This is a genomic window from Variovorax sp. VaC1, from assembly GCF_043658315.1.
Lineage (GTDB): Bacteria > Pseudomonadota > Gammaproteobacteria > Burkholderiales > Burkholderiaceae_C > Variovorax.
In genome coordinates this window covers 277,746-291,781 of record NZ_JBIGLT010000001.1, presented here as the reverse complement: position 1 = coordinate 291,781, position 14,036 = coordinate 277,746, and the positions used below count along the sequence as shown (strand labels likewise).

17 protein-coding genes are annotated in these 14,036 nt (G+C 66.3%); 9 read left to right on the top strand and 8 right to left on the bottom strand.

Annotated features, from left to right (window positions below):
• Positions 1–50: 50 nt before the first annotated feature.
• Positions 51–389: an Mpo1-like protein gene (locus ACGLHS_RS01405; protein ID WP_394476183.1), complete on the top strand. Its 339-nt coding sequence runs from the start codon at positions 51–53 to the stop codon at positions 387–389.
• A gap of 31 nt (positions 390–420) precedes the next feature.
• On the opposite strand, the gene ACGLHS_RS01400 is transcribed toward ACGLHS_RS01405, so the two are convergent.
• Positions 421–1,632, bottom strand: coding sequence for a YihY family inner membrane protein (locus ACGLHS_RS01400; protein WP_394476181.1), 1,212 nt, complete (start codon positions 1,630–1,632; stop codon positions 421–423).
• 62 nt (positions 1,633–1,694) lie between these two features.
• Here ACGLHS_RS01400 and ACGLHS_RS01395 point away from each other — a divergent pair, with 62 nt between their 5' ends.
• Positions 1,695–2,102 carry a DUF2069 domain-containing protein gene (locus ACGLHS_RS01395; RefSeq protein WP_394476179.1) on the top strand — a complete coding sequence of 136 codons (408 nt, stop codon included), beginning with the start codon at positions 1,695–1,697 and terminating at the stop codon, positions 2,100–2,102.
• On the top strand, positions 2,099–3,529 hold the full coding sequence (locus ACGLHS_RS01390) for an FAD-binding oxidoreductase (RefSeq protein ID WP_394476177.1): 1,431 nt from the start codon (positions 2,099–2,101) through the stop codon (positions 3,527–3,529). The genes ACGLHS_RS01395 and ACGLHS_RS01390 overlap by 4 nt, the downstream gene beginning before the upstream one ends.
• 139 nt (positions 3,530–3,668) lie before the next feature.
• On the opposite strand, the gene ACGLHS_RS01385 is transcribed toward ACGLHS_RS01390, so the two are convergent.
• The 3 genes from ACGLHS_RS01385 to nthA are packed head-to-tail and all read right to left on the bottom strand — an operon-like array spanning position 3,669 to position 5,376.
• A complete protein-coding gene (locus ACGLHS_RS01385; protein WP_394476175.1) occupies positions 3,669–4,052 on the bottom strand; it encodes a nitrile hydratase accessory protein in 384 nt (127 codons plus the stop codon).
• Positions 4,049–4,714: a nitrile hydratase subunit beta gene (nthB, locus tag ACGLHS_RS01380; protein WP_394476173.1), complete on the bottom strand. Its 666-nt coding sequence runs from the start codon at positions 4,712–4,714 to the stop codon at positions 4,049–4,051. The genes ACGLHS_RS01385 and nthB overlap by 4 nt, the downstream gene beginning before the upstream one ends.
• Entirely contained in the window at positions 4,711–5,376 is a 666-nt protein-coding gene (gene nthA, locus ACGLHS_RS01375; protein ID WP_394476171.1) for a nitrile hydratase subunit alpha, read from the bottom strand. The genes nthB and nthA overlap by 4 nt, the downstream gene beginning before the upstream one ends.
• 75 nt (positions 5,377–5,451) lie before the next feature.
• On the opposite strand from nthA, the gene ACGLHS_RS01370 reads away from it, so the two are divergent.
• Genes ACGLHS_RS01370 through ACGLHS_RS01360 form a run of 3 tightly spaced genes read left to right on the top strand, consistent with a single transcriptional unit; the run spans position 5,452 to position 7,939 of the window.
• On the top strand, positions 5,452–6,294 hold the full coding sequence (locus ACGLHS_RS01370) for a thymidylate synthase (RefSeq protein WP_093236851.1): 843 nt from the start codon (positions 5,452–5,454) through the stop codon (positions 6,292–6,294).
• A gap of 5 nt (positions 6,295–6,299) precedes the next feature.
• Positions 6,300–6,821, top strand: a complete 522-nt coding sequence (locus tag ACGLHS_RS01365) for a dihydrofolate reductase (RefSeq protein ID WP_394476169.1) — start codon at positions 6,300–6,302, stop codon at positions 6,819–6,821.
• A complete protein-coding gene (locus ACGLHS_RS01360; protein WP_394476167.1) occupies positions 6,818–7,939 on the top strand; it encodes a phosphatidate phosphatase App1 family protein in 1,122 nt (373 codons plus the stop codon). Before ACGLHS_RS01365 ends, ACGLHS_RS01360 begins: the two co-directional genes overlap by 4 nt.
• 9 nt (positions 7,940–7,948) lie before the next feature.
• Here the strand turns inward: ACGLHS_RS01360 and ACGLHS_RS01355 are convergent, their stop codons facing one another.
• Positions 7,949–9,214 carry an NADH:flavin oxidoreductase/NADH oxidase family protein gene (locus ACGLHS_RS01355; RefSeq protein ID WP_394476165.1) on the bottom strand — a complete coding sequence of 422 codons (1,266 nt, stop codon included), beginning with the start codon at positions 9,212–9,214 and terminating at the stop codon, positions 7,949–7,951.
• Between the two features lie 45 nt (positions 9,215–9,259).
• Here ACGLHS_RS01355 and ACGLHS_RS01350 point away from each other — a divergent pair, with 45 nt between their 5' ends.
• Positions 9,260–9,754: a MerR family transcriptional regulator gene (locus tag ACGLHS_RS01350; protein ID WP_394476163.1), complete on the top strand. Its 495-nt coding sequence runs from the start codon at positions 9,260–9,262 to the stop codon at positions 9,752–9,754.
• Between the two features lie 50 nt (positions 9,755–9,804).
• Positions 9,805–10,044, top strand: a complete 240-nt coding sequence (locus tag ACGLHS_RS01345) for a hypothetical protein (RefSeq protein ID WP_124465467.1) — start codon at positions 9,805–9,807, stop codon at positions 10,042–10,044.
• A gap of 36 nt (positions 10,045–10,080) precedes the next feature.
• Here the strand turns inward: ACGLHS_RS01345 and gdhA are convergent, their stop codons facing one another.
• From gdhA to ACGLHS_RS01330, 3 genes are all read right to left on the bottom strand, one after another.
• Entirely contained in the window at positions 10,081–11,424 is a 1,344-nt protein-coding gene (gene gdhA / locus ACGLHS_RS01340) for an NADP-specific glutamate dehydrogenase (protein WP_394476161.1), read from the bottom strand.
• A gap of 187 nt (positions 11,425–11,611) precedes the next feature.
• Entirely contained in the window at positions 11,612–11,992 is a 381-nt protein-coding gene (locus ACGLHS_RS01335) for a hypothetical protein (protein ID WP_394476159.1), read from the bottom strand.
• Complete coding sequence (locus ACGLHS_RS01330) at positions 11,989–12,636, bottom strand: phosphatase PAP2 family protein (protein WP_394476157.1); 648 nt, start codon at positions 12,634–12,636, stop codon at positions 11,989–11,991. The genes ACGLHS_RS01335 and ACGLHS_RS01330 overlap by 4 nt, the downstream gene beginning before the upstream one ends.
• 310 nt (positions 12,637–12,946) lie before the next feature.
• Between ACGLHS_RS01330 and ACGLHS_RS01325 the strand changes: the two genes are divergently transcribed.
• Positions 12,947–13,969: an RNA methyltransferase gene (locus tag ACGLHS_RS01325; protein ID WP_394476155.1), complete on the top strand. Its 1,023-nt coding sequence runs from the start codon at positions 12,947–12,949 to the stop codon at positions 13,967–13,969.
• Positions 13,970–14,036: the final 67 nt, after the last annotated feature.

Below are 14,036 nucleotides of genomic sequence, written 5' to 3'. Positions count from 1 at the left end.
TCGTGGCTATTATGGACAAAGCCCCTCCCGGGGCGCAGGAGACTCGCACGATGAACACAACGACTGCCACGGGATCTGCCGTCGATCCGCGCCGTTTCAAGAGCTTTGCGGAGTTCTATCCGTTCTACCTGACCGAACACGCCAACGTCACCTGCCGGCGGCTGCACTGCGCCGGCTCGACGATCTCGCTGCTGTGCCTGGTGGCGCTGGTGGTCACGCTCAACCCGCTGTGGCTGCTGGCCGGGCTGGTGGCGGGCTACGGCTTCGCATGGGTCGGGCACTTCGGCTTCGAGAAGAACAAGCCCGCCTCGTTCAAGCGGCCGCTCTACTCGTTCATGGGCGACTGGGCGATGTACCGCGACATCTGGCTGGGCCGGGTCAAGATCTAGATCCCACAGCGCGCGGCGGGCGAATTCGCTCCTAGATCAATAGCACGTCACCCAGACGCAGCGTGCGCAACGGGCCTTTTTGCCAGAGGTCTTCGAGTGGCTCGGCCTGCGGCATCAGCAACTCTTTGAGCAGCGGCTCGATGGGCGTCGAGGGGTCGGCCAGCAGCACGTAGCGCGGGTCTTCGTTGGCAGGTTCTTCAGCCAGCGGCGCGATCCAGTCGAGCACCACCAGCGTTTCGAGCACCGGCGCCAGTTGCAGCGCATCGACCCGCATGCGCGTCACCAGTTCGGTCGCGCCCATGCCCTTGGCCGGCGTGGCCTGCGCGCGCGCCAGGTGCTGCAGCGTTTCCATCGCCAGTTGCAACGGCCAGCCGGCGCTGCCGCCACGCCGCGCCACGCCCGTGAGCAGGCTCGGCAGATAGGCCGCGATGACCGCGCCCAGCAGCACGATCACCCAGGCCACGTAGATCCACACCAGCAGGATCGGGAACGTGGCGAAGGCGCCGTACAGCACCGAGTAGGTCGGCACCAGGCTCAGGTAGTAGGCCAGCACGCGCTTGGCGATCTCGATGGCGGCGGCCACGAAGATGCCGCCGGCCCAGGCATGCGACCAGCGCACATTGGTGTTGGGTACGTAGTGGTACAGCGAGGCCATGCCGACCGCGAGCAGCGCGAACTCGAAGGTGTCGAAGAACAGCTTGACCATGCCGCGCCCGACCACGTCGCTGGTGGCCGAGACCACATAGGAGGTGGTCGACAGGCTCACCGCGAGGATGATCGGCCCCAGCGTGATGGCCGCCCAATAGATCAGCACCCGCTGCGCGAACGGCCTCGGCGTGCGCACGCGCCAGATGTTGTTGAGCGTCTTGTCGATGGTGAGGATCAGCGCGATGGCCGTGATCAGCAGCACGATCAGGCCCGCGATGCCCAGGCCGCTGGCCTTGCTCGCGAACTGGTTCAGGTAGCCGAGCACCTGGCGTGCGATGTTGTCGGGGATCAGGCTCTCGATCAGCCAGCGCTGCAGGCGGCCCTGCATCTTCGCGAACATCGGAAATACCGTGAACAACGCCAGCGCCACCGTGAAGAACGGCACCATCGCGATGGTGGTGGTGAAGGTCAGGCTGCTGGCCGTGAGCCCGAGCCGGTCTTCGCGAAAACGCTCGCCCAGCACCGCTGCCGTGTTGCGCCACGGAAAGCGCGAAAGATCCCTCCAGAGCTGCCTGCGATTCATGGCAGCTATCATGCCATCCGCTCTTTTCGTCGCCGCTGGCCGCCTGCCTGGCGCCCCCCTCTTCGCCGCCCACCGTGTCCGCCACTCCACTCCCGCCTTCTTCCGTCCGCGCCACCCGATGGCTTGCAGTGGGCAGCCTCGTCGGCCTCATCGTGCTGGGCCTGGCCTGGGAGCTGTGGCTGGCGCCGCTGCGCCCCGGCGGCTCGCTGCTCGCGCTCAAGGTGCTGCCGCTCGTCATTCCGCTGGCGGGGCTCTACAAGAACCGCATGTACACCTACCGCTGGGTCAGCCTGATGATCTGGCTCTATTTCACCGAAGGCGTGGTGCGCGCCTGGAGCGACACCAATGGCATGGGGCAGGTCCTCGCGCTCATCGAAGTGCTCCTGTGCCTCGTGCTCTTCGCCGCCTGCGCCTGGCATGTGCGCCTGCGCTTGCGCCACGCCAAGGCCTCCGCCCATTCCCTGGAAGCTTCCACCCCATGACCACTTCTTCCACTGCCCTGATCGACCAACTGCGCGCCATCGTCGGCGCATCGCACGTCCTGAACGAAGGCGACCTGACGGCCTACGAACAGGACTGGCGCAAGCGCTCGCGCGGCAAGTCGCTGGCCGTGGTGCGCCCCGCCAGCACGCAGCAGGTGGCCGACGTGGTCAAGGCCTGCGCGGCGGCCGGTGCGGCCATCGTGCCGCAAGGCGGCAACACCGGGCTGGCGGTCGGCTCCACGCCCGACGACAGCGGCACGCAGGTCGTGCTGAGCCTGCAGCGGCTGAACACCGTCCGCACCATCGACGCCGCCAACCTCACCATGACCGTCGAAGCCGGCTGCATCCTGCAGACGCTGCAGGAGACGGCCGAGAAAGCCGGCTACCTGTTCCCGCTGAGCCTGGCGGCCGAGGGCAGCTGCACCATCGGCGGCAACCTCGCGACCAACGCGGGTGGCACGCAGGTCGTGCGCTACGGCAACACGCGCGAGCTGTGCCTGGGCCTCGAAGTGGTCACGCCGCAGGGCGAGATCTGGGAAGGCACCAGCGGCCTGCGCAAGGACAACACCGGCTACGACCTGCGCGACCTGATGATCGGCAGCGAAGGCACGCTGGGCATCATCACCGCCGCGACGATGAAGCTCTATCCGCTGCCGGCCGCGCAGCTCACGGCCTGGGCCGCCGTGCCTTCGCTCGACCACGCGGTCACGCTGCTGGGCCTGGCGCACAAGCAACTGGGCTCGGGCCTCACGGGCTTCGAGGTGATGGGCAAGTTCGCATTGAGCCTGGTCGCCAAGCACATGCCGCAACTGCGCGTGCCCTTCATCGACGACGCGGCCGTGCCTTACTGCGTGCTGCTGGAGAACTCCGACAGCGAATCCGAAGACCATGCCCGCGCGCGCTTCGAGGCGCTGCTCGAAACCGCCTTCGAAGACGGCTGCGTGACCGATGCGGTGGTGGCCGAGAACCTCACGCAGGCGCATCAGCTCTGGCACATCCGCGAGAACATTCCGCTCGCGCAGGCCGAGGAAGGGCTGAACATCAAGCACGACATCTCGATCCCGGTGTCGCGCATCCCCGCCTTCGTGGCCGAAACCGATGCACTGCTGGCGCACGAGATCGCTGGCGTGCGGCTGGTCAACTTCGGCCACCTGGGCGACGGCAACCTGCACTACAACGTGCAGGCGCCGGAGAACATCGACACCAAGGCCTTCCTGAAGAATGAGGAAGAGCGCATCAACACGCTGGTGTACGACGCGGTCGAGAAGTTCGGCGGTTCGTTCTCGGCCGAACATGGCGTGGGCTCGCTGAAGGTCGACAAGCTTGAAAAGCACAAGTCGCCGGTGGCGCTGGAGATGATGCGGGCGATCAAGCGCGGGCTCGATCCGAAGAACATCCTGAACCCGGGCCGCGTGATCCGCGTCTAGGTCTTTGCATTCCTCCCTCCCCCGCTGGGGGAGGGCCGGGGTGGGGGCACGGCGGCGCTCACATCGAAGCAGCCGCCAATGCGGGGACAGCCCCCATCCCAACCTTCCCCCAGAGGGGGAAGGAGCAAGACAACACCGCTCAATTCGGAAAGTCTTCGCCGCGCAACTCGATCGGCTGCCCATGCGGCGTGCGATCGGCCGCATGGTCCCAGGCATGGCGATAGCGTTCAAGTTCATCGCCGGTGCTGGCGCCCTTCTGCGCCACCAGATGCTCCAGTGCAGCAAGCCAGTGCCGGTAGTAGGTCTCGCCGGTGTCCGGATCGCCCGCGGCCTGCGCGGCGGCAATCTGCGTGGCCAGCGCCTCGGCCCATTCGGTCCACGTGAACAGGCCACCTTCATGCAACGCGAGCGTCATCGCGAAGGCCTGGGCTTCCCATGGCGCATTGAACACCGGACCATCGGCATCGCGGGGCATGCCGGGCGTCAGCGGCACGCCGTTGCGCGGCATGTCGTCGCGCTTCATGCGACCGCCTCCAGATAGCTCTCCCACGCATCGACGGACACCGAGAGGTTCTGGCGCGGTGCACCGTCGCCCCACAGCTCGGCTTCATCGAAGACCACGGTGTACAGCCACTGCGGCTGCTCGCCCAGGCCCTGCGCATTGGCATCGGCGAAGACGTGCGCGCCATGCAGATGCGCGATCACGCCCTGCTTGCCCTGCACATAACCGGGCAGCCGCGTGTGATGGTCGACCTTGCCCCGGTGCATGCGCACCGGCTGGCCGATGGCAAAGCGTGCAGGACTCGTCGCGGGGCGCTCGGTCGCCGAGCCCTTGGCCAACACGGCCGGCACATTCGCGGCCTGCAGCACACGGGCGACGGGCGCGGCCGCGTGGCGTATTTCGCCGGCCGCGATCTCATCGGGAAATATCTGCCCACGCTGCAGCATCAGTTGCTCGAGCGCGGCGAGCCAGATCTGGTAGTAGCTCAGGTCGCGATAGTCGGGCAGCGTCTCGCGCACGGCGCGGCTCGCATCGATGTTCCACGAGCCGGTCGCGCCCATGGCCAACGTGAGCGCCAGCGCGCGCGGCTCCCATGCGGCATGGAACAACTCGCCCTCGGGCTCGGGCGTGACCGGCCCGAAGCCCGGCTGGCCGCCGAGGTCTGCCTTGGTGGTGTAGCTCATGCGGGGCTCCCCTGTTCGGCGGGCGCTTCGATCAGCCGCGTGCCGATCATCGAATCGCGCGAGACCAGCGCGGCCAGTTCGTCTTCGCCCAGATCGCCGGTGCCTGACGGGCGTTGCGGAATCACGAGGTAGCGCACCTCGGCGGTCGAATCCCACACGCGGATGCGCGTGCTGTCGGGCAGCGTCACGCCGAAGTCGGCCAGCACGCCGCGCGGGTCCTTGACGACCCGCGAGCGGTACGGCGCGCTCTTGTACCAGGTGGGCGGCAGGCCCAGCACCGGCCACGGGTAGCAGCTGCACAGCGTGCAGACCACCATGTGGTGCTGTTCGTCGGTGTTCTCGACCGCCACCATGTGTTCGCCCTGCCGCCCCGTATAGCCCAGCGAAGCAATGGCCGCCGTGGCGTCGGCCAGCAGCCATTCGCGAAAGGCCGGATCGACCCAGGCCCGTGCCACCACGCGCGCGCCGTTGCGCGGGCCGATGCGGGTCTGGTAGGTGTCGATCAGCGCATCGAGCGCGGCGGGGTCGATGTAGCCCTTTTGCGTCAGCACGCTTTCGAGCGCGCGGACGCGCAGGTCCATCTCGCCGAGTTCGCTGTGGTCATGGCCGTGGTCATCGCCATGGGCGTGTTCGTGGCCGTTCGTGGGGTGGTCTTGGCTCATGCCCGCCATGCTAAGCCCAGGCACTTAAAATTCGAAACACCCGGCCCCGGCCCGCCAGACACCCTTCTTTCTCTCATGACTTCCACGCCCCACCGCCCCGTCCGCTCCCAGTACGAAGACTTCATGCGCCACGTGGACACCCACGGCGTGCAGAAAAGCGACCGCACCGGCACGGGCACCAAGAGCGTGTTCGGCCACCAGATGCGCTTCGATTTGAACGAAGGCTTTCCGCTGGTGACCACGAAGAAGGTGCACCTCAAGTCCATCATCCAGGAGCTGCTGTGGTTCCTGACCGGCTCGAGCAACAACAACTGGCTCAAGGAGCGCGGCGTCACCATCTGGGACGAATGGGCACGCGAAGACGGTGACCTGGGCCCCGTGTATGGCGTGCAATGGCGCAGTTGGCCCACGCCCGATGGCGGCCACATCGACCAGATCTCCGACGTCATCAAGACGCTGAAGACCAACCCCGATTCGCGCCGCATCATCGTGAGCGCCTGGAACGTGGCCGAGCTGTCGAAGATGGCGCTCATGCCCTGCCATGCGTTCTTCCAGTTCTACGTGGCACCGGCGCAGGCACCCGGCGAGCGCGGCAAGCTGAGCTGCCAGCTCTACCAGCGCAGCGCCGACATCTTCCTGGGCGTGCCCTTCAACATCGCCAGCTACGCGCTGCTCACGCACATGGTGGCGCAGCAGTGCGACCTCGATGTGGGCGACTTCATCTGGACCGGCGGCGACTGCCACATCTACAGCAACCACGCCGAGCAGGTCGCGCTGCAACTGAGCCGCACGCCCTACCCCTACCCCACGCTGAACATCAAGCGCAAGCCGGCTTCGATCTTCGACTACCAGTACGAAGACTTCGAGGTGCTCGACTACCGGCACGGCGACCCGATCAAGGCGCCCGTGGCGGTGTGAGCGCGATGAGCACGCCCCGCATCAACCTCATCTTTGCCCGCGCCGCCAATGGCGTGATCGGTGCCAACAACACCATCCCCTGGCACCTGTCGGAAGACATGGCGCACTTCAAGCAGCAGACCGCCGGTGCGCCGGTGATCATGGGCCGCAAGACCTGGGATTCGCTGCCGCCGCGCTTCCGGCCGCTGCCGGGTCGTCAGAACATCGTGGTGACGCGGCAGGCCGGCTGGCAGGCCGAAGGCGCACAGCGCGTGGGCAGCCTGCAGGAAGCATTCGTACTCTGCGCGCAGCAGCAGCCGAAAGACGTGTGGGTGATCGGCGGCGCGCAGATCTACGCCGAGGCCGAACCCCTCGCACAGCGCGCGGTCGTGACCGAGATTGCGCGCGACTACAAAGGCGATGCCCACGCACCGGTACTCGCCGCCGCCGCATGGCGCGAGACGCAACGCGAGTCGCACGTCTCGGCCAAGGACGGCCTGCCCTTCAGCTTCGTCACCTACGAGCGCGTCGCTTCCACGCACACATGAGCGACGGCGCCCGCCCACCGGCACCTCCGGGCCTTCGGCGCCGGTCCGTGCTGACGGGTGCGGCACTGCTCGCCGGACTGGCGCCGCTGCAGGCACTGTGCGCCGCGGAACCGCTCGCGCCCGATGAAGAAGCGCTCTTCATGACGGGCACCGCACGCCCCACCGCCGATGGCCGGCTCGAAGTCGATGTTCATGCCTGGATCTTCGAGCGCGAGCATCGCTGGGGGCTGAACACGGCCCTGGCGCGCTACCTCGGGCTGAACCTGAAGAAGCTCTCGCCCGCCGCGCGCCTGCGCTTCAACCAGCGCACCGCGCTGTTCCATGCCGAGTCCGAAGAAGACAAGCGGATCGACATCGTTTTCGACGGCGTGCCGGGCCGCACCGCGATGCCGCCCTCAGGCAAGGACGGCCGCAGCAACCTGCGCATGGTGATCGACGCACCGCCCGCCTCGGCATCGCAGGAGTGGCAGCTGTTCCATGGCGTGACGGGCCCCGGCGAACTGCTGCATCGCTTCAGGGGCCAGGCGCTGATCGTGCCCGCGCAAGGCGTGTCGATCATTTCGGACATCGACGACACCATCAAGCACACGCAGGTGCGCGACCGGCGCGAGATGCTGCTCAACACCTTCGCGCGCCGCTTCGAGGCCACGCCTGGCATGGCGGCGTATTACCGCGCATTGGCGAAGACGCCCGGCACGCGCTTTCATTACCTGTCGGCCAGCCCGATCCAGCTCTATCCGGCGCTCTCGGATTTCATTCGCGGTGCCGACTTTCCCGCCGGCAGCATGCACCTGCGCGAGAGCACGACATGGCGCACGCTGGTCCCCGGCGCTGAAGATTCGCGCGCGCACAAGCTCGGCGTGATCGAGCGCCTGTTCACCGAATTCCCGCAGCGCCGCTTCGTGCTGGTGGGCGACTCGGGCGAGGCCGATCCGGAGATCTACGCGCAAGTGATGCGGGCACATCCGGGCCGCATCGACGGCATCGTGATCCGCGATGTGACCGGCGAAGACCGCCGCTCGGACCGCTATCGCGCGACCTTCGAAGGCATCGACCCCGCGCTCTGGCACGTCCTGCTGCCCGACACGACCGCCTGGCCGGTTCAGGCTTCCCGCTAGCAGTGCAGTTCAGGCGGCGCGCGCGGCGTACCAGCGCCGGTAGCGGCGCGTCAACCTGCCCGTGCGAAGCTGATCCATCAACAAGGTCGCGAACGGCGAATGCCGCGCGGCCTGGGTGCGACCAGGACGCAAGCTGCGCAGGCGGCGCTTGACCAACGCCATGCGCGCCAATGCGGCCATGACCTGGTCTTTCCAATCGACCTGCGGCCCTTGCACCGCCCGGTCTTCGCCGGCTTGCCAGCGCGCGGGCAGGTCGGGCGCAACCGCCAGCGCGGTGGCCATGCCGACCACCGCGACGCCGCTGGCCAGTACCTGCTCGGCCACCACGCGGCGGACGATGCCGCCCGTGGTCATCACCGGCATGCGCGCGACGGCGGCCAGTTCTTTCGCGAAGTCCAGGAAGTACGCCTCGCGCGCCAGGGTGCGGCCATCGGCGGCACGGCCCTGCATCGCCGGGCTTTCGTAGCTGCCACCGGACAGTTCGACCAGGTCCACGGGCAATTCGTTGAGCCACAGGATGACCTGCTTCGCGTCGTTCTCCGAAAAACCGCCACGCTGGAAATCGGCGGAGTTCAGCTTCACCGCCACCGAGAAGCCGGGTGCGACGCGGGCCCGCACGGCGCGAACCACATCGAGCAGAAGCCGCGCGCGGTTCTCCAGGCTTCCGCCCCATTGGTCGGTGCGCTGGTTGGTCAGCGGCGAGAGGAACTGCGAGAGCAGGTAGCCGTGCGCCGCATGGATCTGCACACCGGTGAAGCCCGCGCGCTCGGCCGCCTGCGCCGTGGCGGCGAAGCGTTCGACGGTCTCGGCAATCTCCGCGTCGCTCATGGCCTTGGGCTGCACGAAGAGCTTGCTGTGCTTGCCCAGATCCAGCGCCACCGACGACGGCGCCCATGCCATGCCACCCATGTTCGCGCGGACCTGGCGGCCCGGATGGTTGATCTGCATCCACACCTGCGCGCCGCCGCTGCGGGCCGCCTCGGCCCATTGCCTGAAAGGCGCAAGCGGAGTACCCGCTTCCAGGACGACGCCACCCGGCCCTGTGAGCGCGCGGCCGTCGATCATCACGTTGCCGGTGATGAGCAACCCCGCCCCGCCCTGTGCCCAGACGCGGTAGAGGTCATGAAGTGCCGCGCCGGGCAACTGCCCGGCCTCGGCCATGTTCTCTTCCATGGCGGCCTTGGCCAGGCGGTTGGGAAGGAGGCTGCCGTTGGGCAGGGCCAGCGGAGAAAAGAGCAGCGATGAGGTCATGTTCGAGAGCACGTAGCAAGTCATGAAAGGGCGATGCTAAGATTCAAGTCAACTTGAAGGTCAAGCCCCATGAAAATCGGCGAATTGGCAAACAAAACCGGCATGGCCGCCTCGGCCATCCGCTTCTACGAACAAAGCGGGTTGCTGCCGCCGCCCGAGCGCGGTGCCAATGGATACCGCATTTACTCCGATGCTGCGCTGAAGCGACTGCAGCTCGTCCAGATCGCGCAGAACCTCGGGTTCTCGCTCGACAGTCTGCGCAGCGCATTCGCAGGCAGCGAAGATTTTTCACGCGATGACTTGCTCGAACGTCTCGACGCCCGCGTGCGCGAGATCGACCAGCTCATGGCCGGCCTGCGTGTGCAGCGCCAGGACCTCGCCACCATCCGCGCCACGCTGCGCGACACCTGGTCGCAGGGTGAATGCGCGGACCCAGCCGCGCTGGCCGACAGCATGGCAAGCGCCAGAAACAAACTGGCACCTTCGTCTCGACCGAAAAACGAAAAGAACACTTCGGTACACGCTGCGAAAGGCATGCGCACCGCAGGGATTAGGCACGGCTAATTGTTTGTGCGCAAAATGTCCGAACCGCCATCACGACAAGGAGACGGACCATGTCCATGGAATTTCTTCGGGTGCTCTCCGAGCAGAAATTGCCATACGTCGTCCACACGCCCGCAGACATCGACAGGCTGCGCGTGCTGCGTGCGGCCGAGCTGGTGACCGCATTCATTCCGCCTTCGGACCGCACGCCCGACGCGCGCGCGATCCGTCAGCTGGCCCAGGTGGAGTCGATCACCGCCAAGGGAAAACTGGCCCTGAACAAGGCCACCTCGGCGTTCATCGAACTCTGACCGACCGGGCCATACAGGCACGGCAAGGCAAGCGCCTCAGACCACACCCTGCGCCAGCATCGCGTCGGCCACGCGCACGAAACCTGCGATGTTCGCGCCATCGACATAGTTCACGCTGCCGTCCTTGCGCGCACCGTAGTGCAGGCAAGACGCGTGGATGCCCTGCATGATCTGCAGCAGGCGCGCATCGACCTCGTCGCGCGTCCATGACAGGCGCGCGGCGTTCTGGCTCATCTCGAGCCCCGACGTCGCCACGCCACCCGCGTTGCTCGCCTTGCCGGGCGCATACAGCACTCCGTGGCCTTCGAGCACTTTCACGGCCTCCATGGTCGAAGGCATGTTCGCGCCTTCGGCCACGCAGATCACGCCGTTCTTCACCAGCGTGCGTGCGTCTTCTTCGTTGAGTTCGTTCTGCGTTGCGCTCGGCAACGCGACATCGACCGGCACGTGCCACGGCGTCGCGCCGGCCACGAAGCGGGCGCCGGTGCGCTCGGCGTAGTCGCTCACGCGGCCGTAGAGGTGGTTCTTCACGTCCATCAGCACGGCCAGCTTTTCGGTGGTGAAGCCGTCTTCATCGACCACGGAGCCGCTGGAGTCCGACACGGTGACGACCTTCGCGCCCAGCGCCATGGCCTTCTCGATCGTGTACTGCGCCACGTTGCCCGCGCCCGAGACGCTCACGCGCATGCCCTCGAAGCTGCGGCCCTTGCGCTTGAGCATTTCCTGCGCGAAGTAGACGTTGCCGTAGCCGGTGGCCTCGGGCCGGATCAGCGAACCGCCGAAGCTCAGGCCCTTGCCGGTGAAGACGCAATCGGCGCGATTGGTGAGCTTCTTGACCATGCCGGCCATGAAGCCGACTTCGCGCCCGCCCACGCCCACGTCGCCCGCGGGCACGTCGGTGTCGGAGCCGATGTGGCGGAACAGTTCGCTCACGAAGGCCTGGCAGAAGCGCATCACCTCGCCCTGGCTCTTGCCCTTCGGGTCGAAGTCGGCGCCGCCCTTGCCGCCGCCCATGGGCAGCGTGGTCAGCGCGTTCTTGAAGGTCTGCTCGAAGGCCAGGAACTTGAGGATCGACAGGTTGACCGACGGGTGGAAGCGCAAGCCGCCCTTGTACGGCCCGATGGCCAGGCTGTGCTGGATGCGAAAGCCCCGGTTGACCTGCACTTCGCCATGGTCGTCGACCCAGGACACGCGGAACATGATCACGCGCTCGGGCTCCACGAGGCGCTCCAGCAGGCTGTGGGCAACGTACTTCGGGTGCTGCTCGATGTACGGCCAGAGGCTTTCCATCACTTCGGTCACGGCCTGCAGGTACTCGGGCTGTCCGGGGTTGCGTTGTGCGACATGTGCCAGGAAACCCCCGACGGATGCGTGCTTCATTCCAATCCTTCTTCCAAATCAGTGCATAACCTTATGCGGATCGTGCATTTTGCCGGATTGGAGAACCAATTTGACGCATTAATCACCCGTTTTGGTGCGCATTTGGTGGAAGGCAGTCGTCGGTCGCCCCAAATTTGGGAGGCAACCAGAAAAGCTAGGAGGAAAGCGGCCGCAAGCCGCCGCCCGGCTACTGCTCCGCAGGGTCTTCCTCGAAGTGCACTTGCGGCGGCCTGAAGCAACGCACGAAAGCATGGAAGGCGGCGTTCGCGCCCCAAGCCCCGAGTACGGCGGGCAAGACATACAGGGCAATCGAAAGCGCCGACGAGAACATCAGGTCATCGGCAAGGCAAGGCGTCTGTAGCGCGGCAATCGACAGCGCCCGCAAGTGAAACAGGTCCATGCCGGCGAACGCGACCAGCAGGAGGCCGAACACCAGCATCGTCGATCGGGCGAACTGTCGCCCGGCGAGTTGCACGAGAAAGAGGCTGACCGGAATCCCGATCGCGATCGACACCAGCACCCAGAAGAGAAACTGCGCAAAGGCCGTCGGACTCGGGCTGGCGTTCATTCAGCTCCGCGCCCGAAGGAACCCGACAGGCGCCCTTCTTTCACAAGGCGCGGGGCAGTGTCGCGATGGTGCGCGAGCCGAAAGCGCGCCCGCTGGGTAATCGCAAAGGGGCACGCGAAGAACAGGCCGAGCGCCATGCCGAAGGCGATGTCCGCCGGAAAGTGCACGCCGACGTAGACGCGTGCCCAACCCGTGGCCACGGCAAGCAGCAAGAACAACCAGGCGGTGCGACTCAGCGAGGCGCGCGCCATGAAGGCAAACGTGATGAAGAACATCACGCTGGCATGCGTGGAAGGCATCGAGCCGCTGGCGCTGTGCAGGATGTACCCAGGCACGAGCCCCTGCACGAAGGGGCGCTGTATGCCGATGCCCGCCGCGATGAAGTGCGCGATCACCGAGACCCCGACAGCAACCACTGCCACCGCCAACGTGTAGGCGCGGTCCGCAGGCTTTGCAAAGATGGCCCAGCAAAGCACCGCGGCGCACAAAGGACCTCCCCACAAGGCCACCACGCAACCCGTGAGCAGTGCCCATGAGCCCGGGTCTTCACCTGCAGCGATCCAATGAAGGAGTTGAAGGTTGATTTCATTCATACGTCCGGCCTGCCATGAAAATGCCGCGGCGCAGACGCGCCGCAACAGCACGGGACACTCGGGAAATGAGTGGATTCCTGTGAACGAAAAGTCTAGGTTTTGAAGCTGGAATACAGCTGACTTGCGACTCAGGGAAGCCGGGATTTTTGTGAATGACGCGTAAAGCCGTGCGGCCTCGAAACTGGCACGAAGCACCGCAGCTTTACGCCATCGAAAGCGAATGCAACGACAGGGCCGCGAATGAATGCACAGTGGCGGCCGTGCACAATCTGGCCCACGCCAACCTATTGCTCTGTACGTCCGGGCGCCTGCACCGCAGGATCGCCGACGTGTTCATGAGTCCCTTTGCCCCACGCAGCGCATGCGCATCCACGAACTGAAACAACGCCTGCGCGAAGTCGGCGCGGGCCCCAGCCACGAGCAGCGGATCTTGCGGCTGTGGTCCCATGCGCTGCCTCGAAACAGCGGCAGGCGTCTGCCAGCGAGCTTCTTTCCGTCATCGCTGCTGGAAGCGCTGCCGGCCATCGAGGCCGAGCTTGCCGGGCTGGCGCGCGTTCACACGGTGCATCCGGGTGCCGATGGTTCCGAGCGGCTGCTCGTTGCCCTCGCGGACGGCCAGATGGTCGAGAGCGTGCTGCTGCCTCGGGACGGCCTGTGCGTTTCGTCGCAGGTCGGGTGCGCCGTCGGATGCCAGTTCTGCATGACGGGTCGCGACGGATTGCTGCGCCAGGTGGGGAGCGCCGAGATCATTGCCCAGGTCGCGCTCGCGCGCATGCGTCGGCCGGTGCGCAAGGTGGTGTTCATGGGCATGGGCGAACCAGCACACAACCTGGACAACGTGATGGAGGCCATCGAGCTGCTCGGCACAGTGGGCAACGTCGGGCACAAGAACCTCGTGTTCTCGACCGTGGGCGATCCGCGCGTGTTCGAGCGGTTGCAACAGGAGCGCGTGAAGCCCGCGCTGGCACTCTCGCTGCACACGACGCAGGCCGAGCTGCGCAAGAAGCTCCTTCCACGCGCGCCGAGCATGACACCCGAGGAACTGGTCGCCGCGGGCGAGCGCTATGCGCGCGCCACGGGCTACCCGATCCAGTACCAGTGGACGCTGCTGGAAGGCGTCAACGACGGGCCGGAGGAGATCGAAGGCATCGTCAGGCTGCTCTCTGGCAAGTACGGCGTGCTGAACATGATCCCCTTCAACGCGGTGGATGGCGTCGCGTTCAGTCGCACGTCATGGGAGCGCTGCGAGCAGATCGCCCGCACGCTGCACGAGCGGGGCATTCTCACGAAGCTGCGCAATTCGGCCGGACAGGATGTCGATGGCGGATGCGGCCAGTTGCGGGCGCGCGCCACCGAAGCACGGGTGATGTTCCGAAGGGGGTGAAGGGCCCCTCAAGCCTTTGATCTTCGCTGCCCCGGGTAGCCGCAAGTGCCGGGCACCAGTTGCCCGC